Below are 19319 nucleotides of genomic sequence, written 5' to 3'. Positions count from 1 at the left end.
TTATAATAGACAGTAAGAAAAAAGGAGGATTTTATGAACGCGATTCAAGAATCATTTACAGATAAATTATTTGCCAACTATGAAGCAAATGTAAAATACCAAGCTATCGAAAATGCTGCTAGCCACAATGGAATTTTTGCAGCCCTCGAGCGTCGTCAAAGTCATGTCGACAACACACCAGTTTTCTCACTTGATTTGACAAAGGACAAGGTCACTAACCAGAAGGCTTCTGGTCGTTGCTGGATGTTTGCAGCCCTCAATACCTTCCGCCACAAACTCATCTCTCAATACAAACTTGAAAACTTTGAATTGTCACAAGCACATACCTTCTTCTGGGATAAGTATGAAAAGTCTAACTGGTTCTTGGAGCAAGTGATTGCGACTGCTGACCAAGAATTGACCAGCCGCAAGGTTAGCTTCCTACTCCAAACTCCACAACAAGATGGCGGACAATGGGATATGGTAGTTTCTCTCTTTGAGAAATACGGTGTCGTACCTAAGTCTGTTTATCCAGAATCTGTCTCATCTAGCAGCAGCCGTGAGCTCAATGCAATCCTTAATAAATTACTTCGTCAAGATGCTCAAATCTTGCGTGACCTCTTGGCTTCAGGCGCAGACCAAGCGACTGTTCAAGCTAAGAAAGAAGACCTCTTGCAAGAAATCTTTAACTTCCTTGCCATGTCATTAGGACTTCCTCCACGCAAGTTTGACTTTGCTTATCGTGATAAGGATAACAACTACCAAAGCGAAAAAGGCATCACCCCACAAGAATTTTACAAGAAATACGTTGACCTTCCACTAGAAGACTACGTTTCTGTGATCAATGCTCCGACTGCTGATAAACCATACGGTAAATCATATACAGTTGAGATGTTGGGGAATGTCGTTGGTAGCCGTGCGGTTCGTTACATCAACGTACCGATGGAACGCTTGAAAGAATTGGCGATTGCTCAAATGCAAACAGGAGAAACTGTATGGTTTGGTTCAGATGTCGGCCAACTCAGCAACCGTAAAGCCGGAATCCTTGCGACAGATGTTTATGATTTTGAATCAAGCATGGATATCCAACTCACTCAAGACAAGGCAGGACGTTTGGACTACAGCGAAAGCTTGATGACCCACGCTATGGTCTTGACAGGTGTTGATTTGGATGAAAATGGTAAATCAATTAAGTGGAAAGTTGAAAACTCATGGGGAGATAAAGTAGGTACAGATGGTTACTTTGTTGCCTCAGATGCTTGGATGGACGAATACACTTACCAAATTGTTGTCCGTAAAGAATTGCTAACAGCAGAAGAACGAGCTGCTTATGAAGCAGAACCAATCGTTCTTGCACCTTGGGATCCAATGGGTGCCTTGGCAGAATAATTGAAAATAAAAAAGAATCAGATGATAAACCTGATTCTTTTTTTGTTTATACATTCTCGTCGAGATTACATGATACCGAAGAAACGAGCTGCGATACCAACTGCAAAGAGGGCAAGGATGATTGTGATTGGAGATACTTTTTTCTTAAGCAACCACATGCAAAGGAAAGTAAGGAGAAGTCCCATCAATCCTGGAATCAATGAGTCCAACTGACCTTGAAGGGTTTGTGGTTGAACGCTATCCAAGCTCATACCACTAAGTGCTTGACCAAGAATACCCTTCAATTCTCCACCTGTAACAGCACCTTCTGGGAAGTTGATGTAGGCACCTTCTGATAATTGTTTACCTGGAAGGTTGATAGTGAAGTTGATGGATACCCAACGTTGTACAAGAACGGCAAGGATGAACATACCAAGGATAGAAGCTCCTTTAGTGATGTCTTTCAAGATACCACCTGACATGTCTTTGGTGATTTCAGATCCAGCCTTGTAACCAAACTCTTGTGTGTACCATAGGAAAGACATACGGATTGCATTCCATCCAAAGAAGAAGAGAAGTGGTCCAACGATATTACCAGTTGCAGCAAGTGATGCACCAAGGGCACCAAGGATCGGACGAACTGTAAACCAGAAGACTGGGTCACCGATACCAGCAAGAGGTCCCATCATACCGATCTTAACACCTTGGATAGCAGCGTCATCGATTTCAGTACCGTTAGCGCGTTCTTCTTCAAGTGCAAGAGTAACCCCCATGATTGGAGCAGCTACGTATGGGTGAGTGTTGAAGAATTCAAGGTGACGCTCAAGAGCAGCTGCTTGGTCTTCTTTTTTAGTGTACAGTTTCTTGATAGCTGGGATCAAAGAGTAAGCCCAACCCAAGTTTTGCATACGTTCGTAGTTCCAAGAACCTTGAAGGAATTGTGAACGCCACCAAACTTTTTGGCGATCTGATTTTGATAATTGAATTTTTTCAGCCATGATTGTTCCCCTTTCTAGTAGTCTTCTAGGATATCACCGATTGGATCGTTAGAAGTTGCAGCTCCTCCGCCACCGTTTCCACCTTGTTTAGAAAGGTTGAGGTAGATGAAGGCAAGGGCAACACCGATGACACCAAGGGCAATCAAAGTCAATTGAGAGATTGCTGCAAGAGCAAAACCGATAGCGAAGAATGGCCATACTTCACGAGTAGCCATCATGTTGATAACCAAAGCGTAACCAACGGCAACGACCATGGCACCACCGACAGCCATACCACCGTTCAACCAGTCTGGCATCAATTTAAGAGCATCTTGAACAGCAGAAGCAGGGATAGCGATAAGGAAGGCTGCAGGAATAGCGATACGAAGACCTTGAAGAATAAGGGCAAAGTAGTGAGCGCGTTCAACAGCTGTAATGTTTCCTTCTTTAGCAGCAGCATCAGCAGTGTGAACCAAACCAACTGAGATTGTACGAACAATCATAGTCAAGAAAAGTCCAGCTACGGCAAGAGGGATTGCAGTTGCAGTTGCGACTGCGATACCTTCAGTAGTAAAGTTACCACCTTTGATCATGATAATTGCAGCAGCAACAGAAGCAAGAGCAGCGTCAGGAGCTACGGCAGCTCCGATGTTAGCCCAACCAAGGGCAATCATTTGAAGTGATCCACCAAGCATAACCCCTGCTTCGAGGTTACCAGTTACAAGACCGATAAGGGTACATGCTACGATTGGTTGATGGAATTGGAATTGGTCGAGGATACCTTCAAGACCTGCGAAGAAGGCAACAACTACAACCAAGATAGCAGAAATGATTGAAATATCTGACATGGTTTTATTCCTTTTCTATTTAATGTTAATTATTGAACGTTAGCTTTGCTAATCAAGTCAAACAAATCTTTTTTCGTGTCGTTTGGTACTTTACGTACGTCAAATTCAACACCAAGGTCACGCATTTTTTCAAATGTAGCAACGTCTTCTTTGTCCATTGACAATACGTTGTTGACCATTGTTTTACCAGTTGAGTGAGCCATTGATCCAACGTTAAGAGTCTTGATTGGCACACCGCCTTCGATAGCACGGAGGGCATCTTGAGGTGTTTCAAACAAGATAAGGGCGTGTGTTTCACCAAAACGAGGGTCTTTTGCAACCTCAATCAATTTTTGGATTGGAACAACGTTAGCCTTCACTCCGTTTGGAGCTGCTTGTTTGATCAATTCTTTACGAAGGTCATCTTTAGCAACGTTATCTGAAGCAACGATGATACGGTCTGCTTTTGAATCTGGTGTCCAAGCAGTTGCGACTTGTCCGTGAAGAAGACGTGTGTCAAGACGAGCAAGATTGATTTTCAATTTACCGTCTCCGATAACTGTTCCTTCTGGGATAGCAGCTTGGGCTACAGGAGCAGCTGCAGCAGGTGCAACTTCCTCAGCTGGGTTTAGCTCTTCTGGAAGAGCCTTGATGCCATCTTTGGCTTCTTTAATGATGTTCGCAGCGACTTTATCCACTCCAGCATTCGCGTCCATAAGACGCTCTGTGTAGGCTTGGATCAACATCGGCAAGTTAAGTCCAGTGATGATGGCAAATTTACGCTCAGGATTTTCTCCCATTACGCGACTAGCTTGGTTAAATGGAGAACCACTCCAAAGGTCAGCCAAGACTAGAACCTCATCTTCTGCGTCAAATGCAGCCACAGCATTGTTGAATTTGGCGTATAAATCATCTGGACCTTCGTTTGGCATAAAGGTTACAACTTGAACCTTTTCTTGTTCACCAAAGATCATAGATCCTGACTGATGAATACCCGCGGCAAATTCACCGTGGCTCGCAATAATGATTCCGATACTCATTATTGTCATTCCTCCTTATAAAATGTTTGACTTGTAGTTTAAGAAAACTTTAAGACTCTTTAAGTATAAACCGTTTTCAGCAAAAAATCAACTACTTATAATAAATCCTAAGAATGTAAGGGGAAAGTTTGTTTTTGAAGATATTGATATATCAATACTTTTCGAGACTTCATAAAATCTTGCATGGGAAAATTAGTATAAACCTTCAAAGTAATCACTAATTTGTAGAAAGTCGTTTTTCGGTCAAGTTCTCATAGAGTTTTTTGGTATAATATAGAAAGCAATTGATGTTTCTAGTAAGAGAATTTAGAGTGAGAGGTATGTATGTCCCCTTCTATTCGGATATTGAAAAGCCGTTATTTAAAAAATATCAAAGAAAATCCAGAACTCTACATCGGGATTGAGTTGGAGTTTCCTATCGTACATACGAAAGGGAAACCCACAGATATTGAAGTCGCCAAGGATTTGATGCGATTTTTAGTGGATGCTCTCAGCTTGGAAGTTGAGAAAGAGGACGAGGACGGAAATCCGATTCAACTTGTAGAACCTGCGAGTCAGGATCGGATTTTGTTTGAGGTTTCTTATACGACCTTGGAGTTTGCCTTTGGTAGAGCCCAGAAAATCCAAGAGGTCGAAGGACGATTTCAAGCTTATATGAAGGTCATTCAGGAAAAGCTAAGCGAAAAGGATCATGCTATTCAGGGTTGGGGGATTCATCCAAACTGGGATCAGAATGACAATCGACCGGTGGCTTATCCACGCTACCAGATGCTGATGGATTACCTACATATGGGAAGTCGCCAAGATAGAGTTAATTTGCATGACTTCCCACAATATGGAGCCTTTATCTGTGGGAGTCAAGTTCAGTTGGATGTATCGACTGCTAACTACTTACGTGTCATTAATGCTTTCACTCAGATTGAAGCAGCAAAAGCTTACTTATTTGCCAATTCTGAGTTTTCGGGAGCAGACTGGGATACTCGGATTTCACGAGATATCTTTTGGGAAGAATCCATGCATGGAATTTATCCAGAGAATGTCGGTGTCAATGCAAAACTCTTCAAAGATGAGGATGATTTCTTTGATTATCTAGACCTCTCTGCGATTTTTACAGCAGAACGAGATGGGGAAACCTACTATTTTTCTCCAATTCGGGCTAGAGATTACCTAGCTACTGATGAAATTCCTGCCTATACTCTAAATGGAAAAGAAACTCTTCTGGTTCCTCAAGAGAAGGATTTCCAGACGCACCGTAGTTACCAATATCAAGACTTAACAACTCGAGGGACGATTGAATTCCGTAGTGTTTGTACGCAACCGCTAGACCGTACCTTTACTTCAGCAGCCTTTCATCTAGGTTTGTTGGTAAATCTAGACAAGCTTGAAGCTTATCTAGAAACAGCTCCTTTCTTTGAAAACTTTGGCCGTGACTACAAGTCTCTGAGACGACAGTTTTCTAAGAAACAACTCACAGATGAGGAAACAGCTGGTGTTGTCCAGTTCTCCAAAGACTTGCTGGCTATAGCAGAGCAAGGACTTGAGAGTAGAGCTCAGAGAGAAATGACTTATTTAGAGCCTCTAAAAGAAGAATTGACTCTATAATTTTCTTATAAAGGGAGAATTTTCTGAAAAATCATGTTATAATGGATGAGACTATAGATAAAGGATAGAGATTTATGACATTAGTTTATCAATCAACGCGTGATGCGAAAAATACCGTAACAGCCAGCCAAGCGATTTTGCAAGGTTTGGCAACAGATGGAGGTTTGTTTACTCCGGTTAGTTATCCAAAGGTAGATTTGGATTTTGACACATTAAAAGACGCTTCTTACCAAGAAGTGGCTAAACTTGTCTTGTCAGCCTTCTTGGATGACTTTACAGCAGAAGAGTTAGACTACTGTATCAACAATGCCTACGATAGCAAGTTTGATACTCCAGCTATTGCTCCTCTTGTCAAACTTGATGGCCAATACAACTTGGAACTCTTCCATGGTTCAACCATTGCCTTTAAAGACATGGCCTTGTCTATCTTGCCATACTTTATGACAACAGCTGCTAAGAAACATGGCTTGGAAAACAAGATTGTCATCTTGACAGCGACATCTGGAGACACTGGGAAGGCTGCCATGGCTGGCTTTGCGGATGTACCAGGAACTGAAATTATCGTCTTTTATCCAAAAGATGGTGTTAGCAAGGTACAAGAGTTGCAAATGACCACTCAAACGGGTGAAAATACTCATGTTATCGCCATTGATGGAAACTTTGACGATGCTCAGACTAATGTGAAACATATGTTCAATGATGTGGCTCTTCGTGAGAAATTGTCAGCTAACAAGTTGCAATTTTCATCAGCCAACTCTATGAATATCGGTCGTTTGGTACCACAGATTGTCTACTATGTTTATGCTTACGCTCAGCTTGTTAAAACTGGCGAAATTAAGGCCGGTGACAAGGTTAACTTTACTGTACCGACAGGAAACTTTGGAAATATCTTGGCTGCCTTTTACGCTAAGCAAATCGGTCTACCAGTTGGTAAATTGATCTGTGCTTCAAATGACAACAATGTCTTGACAGACTTCTTTAAAACTCGTGTTTATGACAAGAAGCGTGAGTTTAAGGTAACCACTAGCCCATCTATGGATATCTTGGTTTCTTCAAACTTGGAGCGCTTGATTTTCCATCTTTTGGGAAATGATGCGGTTAAGACAGCTGAACTCATGAATGCCTTGAACACTCAAGGTCAGTATGAATTGACAGACTTTGATGCAGAGATCCTTGATCTCTTTGCAGCAGAATATGCGACAGAAGCGGAAACAGCAGCAGAAATCAAGCGTGTCTACGAGGCTAATTCTTACATCGAGGATCCTCATACAGCGGTTGCCTCAGCTGTTTATAAAAAATACCAAGCAGCGACAGGTGATGCGACTAAGACTGTGATTGCTTCAACAGCTAGTCCATACAAATTCCCAGTCGTTGCAGTAGAAGCTGTGACTGGACAATCAGGTCTTAGTGACTTTGAGGCCTTGGCTCAATTACATGAAATCTCAGGAGTAGCAGTGCCACCAGCAGTTGATGGTCTCGAAACAGCTCCGGTTTGTCACAAGACAACTGTTGCAGCAGCAGATATGCAGGCTGCAGTAGAATCTTATCTAGGACTTTAAAACAGAGGAAGTAAACTCGGTTGGGCAACTAACTGAGTTTCTTTTCATCAGGAGGAAGGATTGTTTAAGAAATATAAAGATATTCTCAACATAGCCCTGCCAGCCATGGGTGAAAATTTCTTGCAGATGCTCATGGGAATGGTGGATAGTTATCTGGTGGCCCATCTAGGTTTGATAGCCATTTCGGGTGTGTCAGTAGCTGGTAATATTATTACCATTTACCAGGCAATTTTTATTGCTCTAGGAGCTGCGATTTCAAGCGTCATTTCAAAAAGTCTGGGGCAGAAGGACCAGTCTAGACTTGCCTACCATGTGACAGAAGCTCTCAAGATAACCTTGCTATTGAGTTTAATTTTAGGTGGCTTGTCCATCTTTGCAGGTCAAGAGATGATTGGTCTTTTGGGTACTGAACAGGCTGTGGCTGAAAGTGGAGGCTTATACCTATCTTTAGTTGGTGGGACAATCGTTCTCCTGGGGTTGATGACTAGTCTGGGTGCCTTGATTCGTGCTACTCATAATCCTCGTCTCCCCCTCTATGTGAGTCTCTTGTCCAATGCCTTGAATATTGTCTTTTCAAGTATGGCTATTTTTATCCTTAATATGGGCATTGCTGGTGTAGCTTGGGGGACAATTCTATCTCGTTTGGTCGGGGTTGTGATTTTGTGGTCACAATTAAAACTTCCATATACGAGGCCAAGGTTTGGACTGGACAAAGACTTGCTGACCTTAGCTTTACCTGCAGCGGGAGAGCGTCTCATGATGCGAGCTGGAGATGTGGTTATTATTGCCCTAGTTGTTTCCTTTGGAACAGAGGCAGTTGCGGGAAACGCGATTGGTGAAGTCTTGACTCAATTTAACTACATGCCTGCTTTTGGTGTTGCTACGGCAACAGTTATGCAGGTAGCACGAGCAGTAGGGGAGAATGATTGGGCAAGGGTGGACAAGCTCAGTAGGCAAACTTTTTGGCTATCCCTCTTTCTCATGTTGCCCTTGACGCTTACTATCTATGCTCTTGGGACACCGCTAAGTTACCTCTACACCAGTGATTCTGCGGCTATTAAAGCCAGTGTTTTAGTGACGCTGTTCTCTCTACTAGGGACTCCTATGACGACGGGGACAGTCATTTATACAGCTGTCTGGCAGGGTTTGGGAAATGCCCGCCTTCCCTTTTATGCAACAAGTATCGGGATGTGGTGTATCCGTATCGGAACAGGCTACCTGATGGGAATTGTTCTTGGTTGGGGCTTGCCTGGTATTTGGGCAGGAACGCTTTTGGATAATGGTTTCCGTTGGATGTTCCTACGCTATCGTTATCAAGTTTATATGACATCGAAAGGATGAGAAATGCAAGAAACAGCTTTTATTTGGGATTTAGATGGAACCTTACTGGATTCTTATGAAGCCATCTTAGCAGGAATTGAGGAAACCTATCGTCAGTTTTCTCTTCCTTACAATAAGAAAGAAGTTAGAGCTTTTATCTTGAAATATTCTGTCCAGGATTTATTGGAGCAAGTGGCAAAAGAGCGAGGACTAGATGTAGGGCTTCTCAATCAAGTTCGTTCTCAGAGCTTGGCTGAAAAAAATGCTCAAGTCGTCTTGATGCCAGGTGCACGTGAGGTTCTAGCCTGGGCGGATAAGCAAGGAATTCAGCAATTTGTCTATACTCATAAAGGAGACAATGCCTTTACCATTTTACGTGATTTAGGATTGGATTCTTATTTTACAGAAATCTTGACTAGCCAGAGCGGATTTGCCCGCAAACCAAGTCCAGAAGCAGCCACCTACCTTATCAATAAATACCATTTAAACCCAGACCGTACCTATTATATAGGCGACAGAACCTTGGATATAGAATTTGCTCAAAACAGTGGCATCCAGAGTATCAATTTCCTTGCCTCTCCCGCAGCTTGTAATCAACAGATAGAGCAATTAGAAGATATTAGCTCGCTTTCTTTCTAGAGTATTTTAGGAAGAATGTGTCAGCTTGATGACAAGAAACTAACAAACTATTTCAAGTAATGTGATTTGTTACAACGAATGTACAGTTCTGTTAAATAGCCCCCAAAGGGCTTTTTTTCTTTTTTCTTTGTGTTATGATAGACATGTACTACATTGAAAAAGGAGTTTGAATAGTATGAAGAAACGAATTATTTTAGCATCAACGGTAGCTTTATCAATTGCCCCTGCCTTGGCAGCTCAAGCAGAGGAAGTTGCATGGTCACCACGTACAGTTGAGCAAATTCAAAACGATGTTGCTAAAAGTGAGAATAAAACAAGTTATACCATCAAGTATGGGGATACTTTAAGCACGATTGCGGAAGCTTTGGGAGTTGACTTAAATGTCCTTGCTAACTTGAACAAGATTACGAATATTGACTTGATTTTCCCAGATACTGTATTGACTACAATCGTTAATGAACAAGAAGAAGTAACAGGTGTTGAGGTATACACACCTGAAGAAGTAGGTTCTGATGTAGCAAGTGCAACAGCAGATTTGAAAAAGAGCCAAGTAATCGTAGATGACCAAACTGTAAAAGTTGAAGATTTAACTCAACCAGTTGAAGAAACAGAAGTTGTAGCAGAAACAACAGATTCACAAGCTAATGAAGAAGCTGTAACAGAAACTGCAGCACCAGCTGTAGAAGCTACTACCGAAGTAGCAACACCAGTAGCAGAGCCTGTAGCAGAAGCAACAACAGAAGCTACTACTGAGGCTGCAGCACCAGTAACAGAAACACCTGTAGTGGAAGAAACAACCACAACAGTTGCTGAAGCAACTACGGAAGCAACAACAGAAGCTGTAACAGAAGTACAATCAGCACCATCAACTTACCAAGCTGAAGCAAGCCAAGGTGCATCAACAACTTATGCAGCACCAGCAGCACCTGATTATGCAAGTATCGCAGCTACGAAATCAGAAAATGCAGGTCTTCAACCACAAACGGCTGCCTTTAAAGAAGAAGTTGCGAACTTGTTTGGTATTACATCATTTAGCGGCTACCGTCCTGGTGATAGTGGAGACCACGGAAAAGGTCTTGCCATTGACTTTATGGTTCCAGTAAGCTCAGCTCTCGGAGACCAAATTGCGGATTATGCTATCCAAAATATGGCTAGCCGTGGCATCAGCTACATCATCTGGAAACAACGTTTCTATGCACCATTCGATAGCAAATATGGACCAGCCTACACATGGAATCCAATGCCAGACCGTGGAAGCGTTACAGAAAACCACTATGACCACGTACACGTATCGATGAACTAAGAATAATGAGAAGTTGGGAACTTGAGTTTCCGCTTCTTTTTTTGTTATGACACACTTTATAAGTGAAATAAAATCTAAAACACGATATAATGTAAGCGGATACAAAGCTATACTAACGATTTTAAGCATAGAGCGAAAGGATGATAAGAATGACAAACCGATTAAAACCCCCATTTGAGAAAACAAGAGATGATTTTGAACAGGAATTTTGTGGTGAAATTGTCGAACTCTTGATTTTTACCCTCCAAAATGTAAATGGGGCTGCTTCTTTAAAAGATGGGTGTCTAATGCCGTCCGTTCATTTTAAAGCTAGTGTCAATGTCGAAACTCAGGACTTTTCTGAACTTGAAGGACGTTTGGAATGGCTCCTGACTCCGGAAGAATTTAAAGAAAAGCATTGGGGCTTTAGTTTTGAACCCTACAAAATTCACCGCATTAAGTGTCAAAAACGTCCCTTCATGGAGTTAGAGCCTTATATGTCAGAAGTGGCGAACAATTGCTACCGCTTGCTGGAATACCTAGATGACCAATCTACGGATGCTAGGTTAGAGACCTTGATCGAAACCTACCAGAAACCTGTTATCATTCGAGACGCTATTGGGGAGTTCACCCTAAATAGAGCCTATTCTTGGTTTGAAGGCTTCATCACCTATGAAGGCGGTAAGATTCATGCTATGTTTGATGCGGGTGCAGATGAAAGTCTTCCTCCAAGTTCTTTCGATAATTTAAAGAAATTTATGGGATCTTTCCAAGTTCAAGATGCTAAGATTAAAGACTATATCGTCAAAGAACTGTGGGAAACAGCCCAAGACTGGATTGATTCAGATGAAAATGATGTGGAGTTAACAGAAGAGTATTTTACCAACTCACTTTCCTTGAGTGAACTATCGATCAACGAAGATGGGGAATTGACTCTCTACTATGATGATAGCGAGGAAATTTTTGCAGGCCATGCTATCGAAGTTGTCATCAATAAAGAGGGAGAAATCCTTCGAGCAGATTTGGTAGGTTAGTGCTGGATTTTATCTAGAATATAGAAATAATAGCCTTTTGGGATTGAAACCAAGAGGCTTTTTCGGAGTGAGCAAAAGATTTGCATCGTCAATTTATTTGTAATATACTTGATAAGTCAATTATTGATAAATCAAATATTGGCAAAAGGAGAAAATACTAAAAATGCATGAATTACTGTACCAGCTCCATTTAACAGATCAGACCATCACTCAACTTTTTGAAAAACAATTGGGAATTAGTTTGACCCGCTATCAAATCCTGCAGTTTTTACTACAAAAATCACCTTGTACCCAAATTGCTGTTCAGGAGAAGTTACGGATTGACCAAGCAGCCTTGACCCGCCATTTTAAGATACTGGAGTCAGAAGGCTATGTCAGTCGTAAGCGTAATCCGGTCAATCAGCGGGAAGTTTTAGTTGAATTAACCCAAGAAGCCAAGAATCAACTCTTGCTTAGTCCACCTAGACATCACTTGAAAGTGAAGGAGCAGATGGAGAGCATCTTATCGACAGCCGAACAGAAAAAACTGACGGCTTTACTGACGAAACTAGTCTCAGGTTTAGAAAAAATAGAATTTTAAGGAGAAAACGATGTCAATCATTACTACTATCTTAGCAACTATCGTTGCCCTCGAGCATTTTTATATTTTTTATTTGGAAAGTATCGCAACCCAATCAGACGCAACCAGCCGTGTCTTTAATATGAACAAGGAAGAATTAGCACGACCATCTGTCACCTCACTGTTTAAAAACCAAGGAATTTACAATGCCTTGATTGGGGTGTTTCTTATTTACGGAATTTATTTCTCACATAGCTTAGAAATCGTAACAATCTTTGTTTTATTTGTCATAGGAGCAGCGACCTATGGTGCCTTAACTGCAGATAAAAAAATCATTCTCAAGCAAGGTGGACCGGCAATCTTAACGATCTTAAGTATCCTTTTCTTTAAATAAAAACAACCAGCACTCTCCATAGAAGGTGCTGGTTTTTAATAACTAGTATTAAACTTTTCTGCGTTTGATTTCAAGTAACCTTTGATAGAAGAAAATCTGGCTACTATAGATATAAGGGAAGATAGAGATACTTGCAATTCCAAAGCTTATCCAGATAAGGAGATACCATGGAAGTAGCTGTAAATCAAGGACGAAGCGTTGAAACTTATAGCCTTTCATGAGAAAGCGGCTGGTATGTAGCACACGACTTGGTTTAGCAATTCCGATAGCAAGGGTGTCACATAGGAGTAGCTCAACTTGGGAATAAGCGTAGTATTGCGGAAGATAGAGAATGGTTCCCAAAATCATTACAAGGACACTACCAAAGAAGTAGAGTGCGAAAGTAAGCAGGAAGTGTTCGATATCTGAATTTGTCACGTCGACAGATGGAAATTCGGGATGAAGTTCCACAAATTTACGAGCCATGGCACTGCTATAAAAGAGCAAGTAAACTCCAAAAAGACTAGGGATGCTCCATAAAAAGAGATAGAAACGCTTGAGTAAGAGAGTTAGAAAAGTCTGGGTAAAGAAGCGGTTGTCAAGCAAGGACAGGCTATCTTTAAAGGAAAGCTCTATCTCAGAAATTCTGTAAAGATTAATGGTAGTAAAGAGAGCACCAGCTAGGATAATGGAGCTTGTAAATCCAACGGCAATCGGAAAGAGAGCAGACTGGATTGTGATGCCTAGAAAACTCAAGAAGGACTGCTCAAGAATGCCCTCGTCGAGCAGGGATAAAGGCCTGATGAAGCTCGATAGAATCAAGAGAATACTTGGCAATAAAAAGACAAGCAGCAGACGAGGATGCTCAGCTTGAAATTGTCTAGCCTGCTGGCGAACTTCTTTTAAATTAATTTTTGGGTACTTCATTCTTTCATTATACCATAGTTCGTGACAGTTCCTGTTTTTTTTGATAGAATCATACAGTATGCCCTTGGGCACAAAGTATGAACTGGGACTGTCTTTCCCAGCTTCGGAGGTAAAAAATGTCAGATTCGCCAATCAAATACCGCTTGATCAAAAAAGAAAAACACACGGGAGCTCGTCTGGGTGAAATTATCACGCCACATGGGACCTTCCCAACCCCTATGTTTATGCCAGTAGGGACTCAAGCAACGGTCAAGACTCAGTCACCAGAAGAATTAAAAGAGATGGGGTCAGGAATAATCCTATCCAACACCTATCACTTGTGGCTTCGTCCAGGTGATGAACTCATTGCCCGCGCTGGTGGGCTTCATAAGTTTATGAACTGGGACCAACCAATCTTGACAGATAGCGGTGGTTTTCAAGTGTATTCTCTAGCGGATAGCCGTAATATCACAGAGGAAGGAGTAACCTTCAAGAATCACCTTAATGGTTCTAAGATGTTCCTTTCACCTGAAAAGGCCATCTCAATACAAAATAATCTAGGTTCAGATATCATGATGTCCTTTGATGAGTGCCCTCAATTTTATCAACCCTATGATTATGTAAAAAAATCAATCGAACGTACCAGCCGTTGGGCTGAACGTGGCTTGAAAGCTCACCGTCGTCCACATGATCAAGGTTTATTTGGGATTGTACAGGGTGCAGGATTTGAAGATCTTCGCCGTCAGTCAGCTCAAAACCTTGTAAGCATGGACTTCCCAGGCTACTCTATCGGGGGTTTAGCAGTTGGAGAAACTCATGAGGAGATGAACGCTGTTTTGGATTTCACCACTCAGCTCCTTCCTGAGAATAAACCTCGTTACTTGATGGGAGTAGGAGCGCCAGATAGCTTGATTGATGGCGTTATTCGTGGGGTTGATATGTTTGACTGTGTCTTGCCGACTCGTATCGCTCGTAACGGGACTTGTATGACCAGCCAAGGTCGTTTGGTTGTGAAGAATGCTCAGTTTGCTGAGGACTTTACACCGCTTGATCCTGAGTGTGATTGCTACACTTGTAAGAACTACACCCGTGCCTATCTTCGCCACTTGCTCAAGGCCGATGAAACCTTTGGTATCCGCTTGACAAGTTACCATAATCTCTACTTCTTGCTCAATCTCATGAAGCAGGTTCGTCAGGCGATTATGGATGACAATCTCTTGGAATTCCGTGAGCATTTTGTTGAAAAATATGGCTATAACAAGTCTGGACGTAATTTCTAATTTTTGCTTGATATCAGCTAAAAATCCTAAGTTTTATCTTAGGATTTTTCTGTTTTTTTTGATAAAATAAAGGTACTATGGATTGAAAATTAGATGGCTTTTTTTGCTAATCTAATGAATGGAGAATAAACTCGTATGCGTATTAAATGGTTTTCCTTGATTAGGATTACAGGTTTGCTTTTGGTACTCTTGTACCATTTCTTTCAGACGCTTTTCCCAGGAGGTTTCTTTGGGGTTGACGTCTTCTTCACCTTCTCAGGTTTTCTGATTACTTCACTTTTATTAGAAGAATTTGAACAAAAAGGTAAAATTGATATCCTAGGATTTTTCAGACGACGCTTTTATCGGATTTTTCCGCCGGTTGTTTTGATGGTCCTCGTTGTTATGCCCTTCACGTTCTTGGTTCGTCAAGATTATGTGGCAGGAATCGGTGGTCAAATTGCTGGTGTTCTTGGATTTATGACTAACTTCTATGAAATGTTGACAGGAGGAAGTTATGAGTCCCAGTTTATCCCCCATCTCTTTGTTCACAACTGGAGCTTAGCTGTTGAAGTTCATTATTATATCTTGTGGGGCTTGGCAGTTTGGTTCTTGGCCAAGCGAGCAAAAACAAGTGGACAACTACGAGGAATGATTTTCCTACTTTCCTCAGCGACTTTTATGGTTAGCTTCCTTTCTATGTTTATTGGTAGCTTTATCGTTAGCTCCTACTCAACACTCTACTTCTCAACTTTGACTCATGTTTATCCATTCTTCCTAGGTAGTGTCCTAGCTACCTTGATAGGGGTCCGTCATACGACACCTCTTCTCAAACGTTTGAATCAAACCTTGGACTTGAAACAGACCTTATTAGTCTTTTCAGCTGGTCTCGGAGTCTTGCTCTTACTGACCTTCTTTGTGAAATTTACATATCTATTTGCTTATTTACTTGGATTCTTGTTTGCAAGCTTAGCTGCCCTTCTGATGATTGTTGCAGCACGCCTTTTGCATGAGAAGACACCGACGATCAAAGAGCCAAAGATTATCAGCTTTTTAGCGGATACCAGCTATGCTGTTTATCTTTTCCACTGGCCGTTTTATATTATTTTCTCACAGTTAATGGGAAATATTCCGGCAGTGATTTTAACGACCATCTTCTCTTATCTCTTCGCAACCCTTTCTTTCTATGTAATCGAACCTTTGATAGCAGGAAAATCTACTGAACTCTTGCAAATGGCAAAAGAAATTCCACACATTAAACCAATCTTTGCTGGTAGTGCTGGTGTTCTTAGCTTGATTACCTTGGTCGTGATACTGATAGCTCCACAAGTAGGTGCCTTTGAAACGGATTTGATGGTTACTGGTCTCAATCAAGCCCAAACTAATATTACTCGAACAAAAACCATGGCCGATCAAGCAGAAGCAAGTCGCTACAATATAGCTGATGGTGTATCCATCATCGGAGACTCTGTAACCTTGCGTGCTTCAGCTGGACTTAAGGAGCTCTTGCCAGATGCTCAGATTGATGGCCAAGTCAGTCGAAATACAAAGCAAGCAAATGCATTGATGCTGAATTACAGTCAGAATAAAGCCTTGCCTAAAATTGTAGTCATCGCGACTGGTGTCAATAACCCTGAAAATTATAAGGAAGATCTTGATCTACTGATAACAAATCTACCTAAGGGACATCAGCTTGTTCTTGTAACTCCATACGAGGGTGACACAACACAGGAAACACAACCTTACGTAGAACAGTATGCAAGCTATGCGCGTGAATTGGCACAAAAATATCCATATATTGCACTTGCAGATTGGAATCAAGTAGCCAAAGATCATCCAGATATTTGGAAAGGGACAGACCAAGTTCACTTTGGTAGTGATACTACTAAGCAGGATGAAGGTGCTAAACTATATGCAGAAACGATTAACGCAGCTGTTAAATCTCTTGCAGATAAACCTGTCAAATCAAAATAATCAATGAAAAGTAGAGATTCTATCTCTACTTTTTTGCTTTAAACAGGATTGGGAAAAACTTGCCAAATTGTCAGAATTATGAGAAAATAGGAACAGTCAAAAAATGGAGGGAATACAATGAGAGAAGACATCAAGATTAATGACCGTGCTCTAGCATTGGAAGACCAAATCATTGAAGTACTCGAGAAAGTTTATGATACAGATGTAGAGCTAGATGTATACAATCTTGGATTGATTTATGAGATTCATTTAGATGAGGCTGGTCTTTGTACAGTTGTCATGACCTTCACTGATACTGCCTGTGATTGTGCAGAAAGTTTGCCGATTGAGATCGTAGCTGGTTTAAAACAAATTGATGGCATTGAAGATGTCAAGGTTGAAGTTACCTGGTCTCCGGCTTGGAAGATCACACGCATTAGTCGTTATGGACGCATAGCACTTGGACTGCCACCACGATAGTTATCTATTTTGAAATTACAAAAAAGCAAGCCATTTAGGCTTGCTTTTGATTTGATTATTTTTTACCAGACTGTTCCATATTCCAGAAGTCTGTAACGGCACCGCGGGATGCAGAAGATACGGTATGGGCGTACTTACCGAGGACACCACGGCTATAGAGTGGTGGCAAGGTTGTTTCTGCCTTACGTTTTTTAAGTTCTTCATCAGATACAGCCATGGAAATTTCTTTAGTATCTTGGTCGACAGTGACGATATCACCTGTGCGGAGGTAGGCAATTGGTCCACCATCCTGAGCTTCAGGTGCGATATGTCCAACAACGAGACCATAAGTACCACCAGAGAAACGACCATCCGTCAAGAGCGCCACCTTGTCTCCTTGACCTTTACCAACAATCATAGAAGAAAGGGACAGCATCTCAGGCATACCAGGACCACCCTTAGGACCAACAAAACGAACAACGACAACATCGCCATCAACGATTTCATCAGACAAGACAGCTTGGATAGCATCTTCTTCAGAATCAAATACCTTGGCTGGACCAACGTGGCGACGAACTTTCACACCAGATACCTTGGCAACTGCACCATCAGGAGCAAGATTACCGTTCAAGATGATAAGCGGACCGTCTGCACGTTTAGGATTTTCAAGTGGCATGATGACTTTTTGACCTGGTGTCAAGTCTGCAAAATCAGCCAAGTTTTCAGCGACAGTCTTACCAGTACATGTGATACGGTCTCCGTGAAGGAATCCATTTGCCAACAAGTACTTCATAACCGCAGGCACACCACCGACTTCGTAGAGGTCTTGGAAGACATACTGACCAGAAGGTTTCAGGTCGGCCAAGTGAGGCACACGTTCTTGGATGGTATTGAAGTCCTCAAGTGACAAGTCAACATTAGCCGCATGGGCAATGGCGAGCAAGTGAAGAGTAGCATTTGTAGAACCACCGAGAGCCATAGTAACTGTAATGGCATCTTCAAAGGCTTCGCGAGTTAAGATATCAGATGGTTTGATCCCAAGTTCAAGCATTTTGACAACGGCGCGTCCAGCTGCTTCGATATCTTCTTTCTTATCAGCAGACTCTGCTGGGTGAGAAGAAGAGCCAGGCAAGCTCATACCTAGAACTTCAATAGCAGTAGCCATAGTATTGGCAGTATACATACCACCGCAACCACCAGGTCCAGGGCAGGCATTACATTCCAGGCGTTTGACATCCTCAGCTGTCATATCACCGTGGTTCCATTTACCGATTCCTTCAAATACAGAAACCAAGTCGATGTCTTTGCCATCTAGTTTTCCGGGTGCAATAGTTCCACCATAGGCGAAAATAGCTGGGATATCCATATTGGCAATGGCAATCATAGAACCAGGCATGTTCTTGTCACAGCCACCGATAGCCACAAAGGCATCTACGTTGTGACCACCCATAGCAGCTTCGATGGAGTCCGCAATAATATCACGAGACGTCAAAGAGAAGCGCATACCAGGCGTTCCCATGGCAATCCCGTCTGCTACGGTAATGGTTCCAAATTGTACAGGCCAAGCACCAGCAGATTTGACACCTTCTTTAGCCAATTTCCCAAAGTCATGTAAGTGAATATTACACGGTGTGTTTTCTGCCCAAGTCGAAATGACCCCAACAATCGGTGTTTCAAAGTCCTTATCTGTCATACCAGTCGCACGAAGCATGGCACGGTTAGGCGATTTTACCATGCTGTCATAGATACTGCTACGATGACGTTTATCTAATTCTGTCATTCAAGTCCCCCCCATTTCAGTTTGTTCCATTATAGCACAATTTTCGCATGAATAACAGAAGAAAATTCTTGAATTTTCAGACAATTCAGCAGTGTACGATAAAAAAATACAACTTTTTTTGTCAAGTAACTTTACTTTACAAAAAAGTTTTGATATACTATTAAAGTTGATGAAAATCAAACCTAATTGAATTTATATCTTAAAAGGAGAAAAACGAAATGGCAGTACCTGCACGTCGCACTTCAAAAGCGAAGAAAAACAAACGTCGTACACACTACAAAGTAACAGCTCCATCTGTAAACTTTGACGAAACTACTGGAGATTACTCACGTTCTCACCGCGTATCACTTAAAGGATACTACAAAGGACGTAAGATCGCTAAAGCTGCATCAGCTGAATAATA

Annotated in this window: 18 protein-coding genes; 13 read left to right on the top strand and 5 right to left on the bottom strand. The window is 41.8% G+C overall.

Annotated elements, in window-relative coordinates; genetic code table 11:
• Window positions 1–33: 33 nt before the first annotated feature.
• A complete protein-coding gene (gene pepC, locus GOM46_RS07545) occupies window positions 34–1368 on the top strand; it encodes a C1 family peptidase (protein WP_235083486.1) in 1335 nt (444 codons plus the stop codon).
• A gap of 65 nt (window positions 1369–1433) precedes the next feature.
• Here the strand turns inward: pepC and GOM46_RS07540 are convergent, their stop codons facing one another.
• The 3 genes from GOM46_RS07540 to GOM46_RS07530 are packed head-to-tail and all read right to left on the bottom strand — an operon-like array spanning window position 1434 to window position 4191.
• On the bottom strand, window positions 1434–2345 hold the full coding sequence (locus GOM46_RS07540; RefSeq protein ID WP_004250646.1) for a PTS system mannose/fructose/sorbose family transporter subunit IID: 912 nt from the start codon (window positions 2343–2345) through the stop codon (window positions 1434–1436).
• A 14-nt stretch (window positions 2346–2359) separates the two neighbouring features.
• Window positions 2360–3172 carry a PTS mannose/fructose/sorbose transporter subunit IIC gene (locus GOM46_RS07535; RefSeq protein WP_235083485.1) on the bottom strand — a complete coding sequence of 271 codons (813 nt, stop codon included), beginning with the start codon at window positions 3170–3172 and terminating at the stop codon, window positions 2360–2362.
• 29 nt (window positions 3173–3201) lie between these two features.
• Window positions 3202–4191 (bottom strand): PTS sugar transporter subunit IIB, encoded by a 990-nt coding sequence (locus GOM46_RS07530; RefSeq protein WP_235083484.1) that lies wholly within the window; start codon window positions 4189–4191, stop codon window positions 3202–3204.
• A gap of 324 nt (window positions 4192–4515) precedes the next feature.
• On the opposite strand from GOM46_RS07530, the gene GOM46_RS07525 reads away from it, so the two are divergent.
• From GOM46_RS07525 to GOM46_RS07490, 8 genes are all read left to right on the top strand, one after another.
• Window positions 4516–5793: a gamma-glutamylcysteine synthetase gene (locus tag GOM46_RS07525; protein ID WP_235083483.1), complete on the top strand. Its 1278-nt coding sequence runs from the start codon at window positions 4516–4518 to the stop codon at window positions 5791–5793.
• Between the two features lie 74 nt (window positions 5794–5867).
• Window positions 5868–7352: a threonine synthase gene (gene thrC / locus GOM46_RS07520; protein WP_235083482.1), complete on the top strand. Its 1485-nt coding sequence runs from the start codon at window positions 5868–5870 to the stop codon at window positions 7350–7352.
• 60 nt (window positions 7353–7412) lie between these two features.
• Entirely contained in the window at window positions 7413–8693 is a 1281-nt protein-coding gene (locus GOM46_RS07515) for an MATE family efflux transporter (protein ID WP_235083481.1), read from the top strand.
• A 3-nt stretch (window positions 8694–8696) separates the two neighbouring features.
• A complete protein-coding gene (locus GOM46_RS07510; protein ID WP_235083480.1) occupies window positions 8697–9311 on the top strand; it encodes an HAD family hydrolase in 615 nt (204 codons plus the stop codon).
• A 175-nt stretch (window positions 9312–9486) separates the two neighbouring features.
• Window positions 9487–10614 (top strand): LysM peptidoglycan-binding domain-containing protein, encoded by a 1128-nt coding sequence (locus tag GOM46_RS07505; RefSeq protein ID WP_235083479.1) that lies wholly within the window; start codon window positions 9487–9489, stop codon window positions 10612–10614.
• Window positions 10615–10763: 149 nt separating this feature from the next.
• Window positions 10764–11627: a DUF2262 domain-containing protein gene (locus GOM46_RS07500; protein WP_235083478.1), complete on the top strand. Its 864-nt coding sequence runs from the start codon at window positions 10764–10766 to the stop codon at window positions 11625–11627.
• Between the two features lie 163 nt (window positions 11628–11790).
• Window positions 11791–12207: a MarR family winged helix-turn-helix transcriptional regulator gene (locus tag GOM46_RS07495; protein ID WP_006151306.1), complete on the top strand. Its 417-nt coding sequence runs from the start codon at window positions 11791–11793 to the stop codon at window positions 12205–12207.
• A 10-nt stretch (window positions 12208–12217) separates the two neighbouring features.
• On the top strand, window positions 12218–12580 hold the full coding sequence (locus GOM46_RS07490; RefSeq protein WP_006151369.1) for a DUF1304 domain-containing protein: 363 nt from the start codon (window positions 12218–12220) through the stop codon (window positions 12578–12580).
• Window positions 12581–12628: 48 nt separating this feature from the next.
• Here GOM46_RS07490 and GOM46_RS07485 read toward each other — a convergent pair whose 3' ends face one another.
• Window positions 12629–13486 carry a DUF975 family protein gene (locus GOM46_RS07485; protein WP_235083477.1) on the bottom strand — a complete coding sequence of 286 codons (858 nt, stop codon included), beginning with the start codon at window positions 13484–13486 and terminating at the stop codon, window positions 12629–12631.
• A gap of 116 nt (window positions 13487–13602) precedes the next feature.
• Here GOM46_RS07485 and tgt point away from each other — a divergent pair, with 116 nt between their 5' ends.
• The 3 genes from tgt to GOM46_RS07470 all read left to right on the top strand — a co-directional run bounded on the left by tgt (window position 13603) and on the right by GOM46_RS07470 (window position 17157).
• Window positions 13603–14745 carry a tRNA guanosine(34) transglycosylase Tgt gene (tgt, locus tag GOM46_RS07480; protein ID WP_235083476.1) on the top strand — a complete coding sequence of 381 codons (1143 nt, stop codon included), beginning with the start codon at window positions 13603–13605 and terminating at the stop codon, window positions 14743–14745.
• A gap of 135 nt (window positions 14746–14880) precedes the next feature.
• The gene (locus GOM46_RS07475; RefSeq protein WP_235083475.1) at window positions 14881–16698 is read left to right on the top strand and encodes an acyltransferase family protein; all 1818 of its coding nucleotides are present in this window, start codon (window positions 14881–14883) and stop codon (window positions 16696–16698) included.
• Between the two features lie 117 nt (window positions 16699–16815).
• On the top strand, window positions 16816–17157 hold the full coding sequence (locus GOM46_RS07470; RefSeq protein WP_004250665.1) for a metal-sulfur cluster assembly factor: 342 nt from the start codon (window positions 16816–16818) through the stop codon (window positions 17155–17157).
• Between the two features lie 55 nt (window positions 17158–17212).
• Here GOM46_RS07470 and ilvD read toward each other — a convergent pair whose 3' ends face one another.
• Entirely contained in the window at window positions 17213–18916 is a 1704-nt protein-coding gene (gene ilvD / locus GOM46_RS07465) for a dihydroxy-acid dehydratase (protein ID WP_235083474.1), read from the bottom strand.
• Window positions 18917–19134: 218 nt separating this feature from the next.
• On the opposite strand from ilvD, the gene rpmF reads away from it, so the two are divergent.
• Window positions 19135–19317 (top strand): 50S ribosomal protein L32, encoded by a 183-nt coding sequence (rpmF, locus tag GOM46_RS07460; RefSeq protein WP_000290417.1) that lies wholly within the window; start codon window positions 19135–19137, stop codon window positions 19315–19317.
• Window positions 19318–19319: the final 2 nt, after the last annotated feature.

The sequence above is a fragment of the Streptococcus infantis genome (assembly GCF_021497965.1).
Classification (GTDB): Bacteria; Bacillota; Bacilli; order Lactobacillales; family Streptococcaceae; genus Streptococcus; species Streptococcus infantis_B.
Note: the sequence above shows the minus strand (reverse complement) of the source record. Positions and strands in the feature narration are given on the sequence as shown.

Excerpts from the sequence above, each read along its gene's own strand:
- GOM46_RS07535 (WP_235083485.1), bottom strand. The coding sequence starts at position 3,172 with ATGTCAGATATTTCAATCATTTCTGCTATCTTGGTTGTAGTTGTTGCC.
- GOM46_RS07475 (WP_235083475.1), top strand. The coding sequence starts at position 14,881 with ATGCGTATTAAATGGTTTTCCTTGATTAGGATTACAGGTTTGCTTTTG.
- GOM46_RS07495 (WP_006151306.1), top strand. The coding sequence starts at position 11,791 with ATGCATGAATTACTGTACCAGCTCCATTTAACAGATCAGACCATCACT.
- GOM46_RS07540 (WP_004250646.1), bottom strand. The coding sequence starts at position 2,345 with ATGGCTGAAAAAATTCAATTATCAAAATCAGATCGCCAAAAAGTTTGG.
- GOM46_RS07505 (WP_235083479.1), top strand. The coding sequence starts at position 9,487 with ATGAAGAAACGAATTATTTTAGCATCAACGGTAGCTTTATCAATTGCC.
- tgt (WP_235083476.1), top strand. The coding sequence starts at position 13,603 with ATGTCAGATTCGCCAATCAAATACCGCTTGATCAAAAAAGAAAAACAC.
- thrC (WP_235083482.1), top strand. The coding sequence starts at position 5,868 with ATGACATTAGTTTATCAATCAACGCGTGATGCGAAAAATACCGTAACA.
- GOM46_RS07470 (WP_004250665.1), top strand. The coding sequence starts at position 16,816 with ATGAGAGAAGACATCAAGATTAATGACCGTGCTCTAGCATTGGAAGAC.
- GOM46_RS07500 (WP_235083478.1), top strand. The coding sequence starts at position 10,764 with ATGACAAACCGATTAAAACCCCCATTTGAGAAAACAAGAGATGATTTT.
- GOM46_RS07525 (WP_235083483.1), top strand. The coding sequence starts at position 4,516 with ATGTCCCCTTCTATTCGGATATTGAAAAGCCGTTATTTAAAAAATATC.
- rpmF (WP_000290417.1), top strand. The coding sequence starts at position 19,135 with ATGGCAGTACCTGCACGTCGCACTTCAAAAGCGAAGAAAAACAAACGT.
- pepC (WP_235083486.1), top strand. The coding sequence starts at position 34 with ATGAACGCGATTCAAGAATCATTTACAGATAAATTATTTGCCAACTAT.
- ilvD (WP_235083474.1), bottom strand. The coding sequence starts at position 18,916 with ATGACAGAATTAGATAAACGTCATCGTAGCAGTATCTATGACAGCATG.
- GOM46_RS07490 (WP_006151369.1), top strand. The coding sequence starts at position 12,218 with ATGTCAATCATTACTACTATCTTAGCAACTATCGTTGCCCTCGAGCAT.
- GOM46_RS07510 (WP_235083480.1), top strand. The coding sequence starts at position 8,697 with ATGCAAGAAACAGCTTTTATTTGGGATTTAGATGGAACCTTACTGGAT.
- GOM46_RS07485 (WP_235083477.1), bottom strand. The coding sequence starts at position 13,486 with ATGAAGTACCCAAAAATTAATTTAAAAGAAGTTCGCCAGCAGGCTAGA.
- GOM46_RS07530 (WP_235083484.1), bottom strand. The coding sequence starts at position 4,191 with ATGAGTATCGGAATCATTATTGCGAGCCACGGTGAATTTGCCGCGGGT.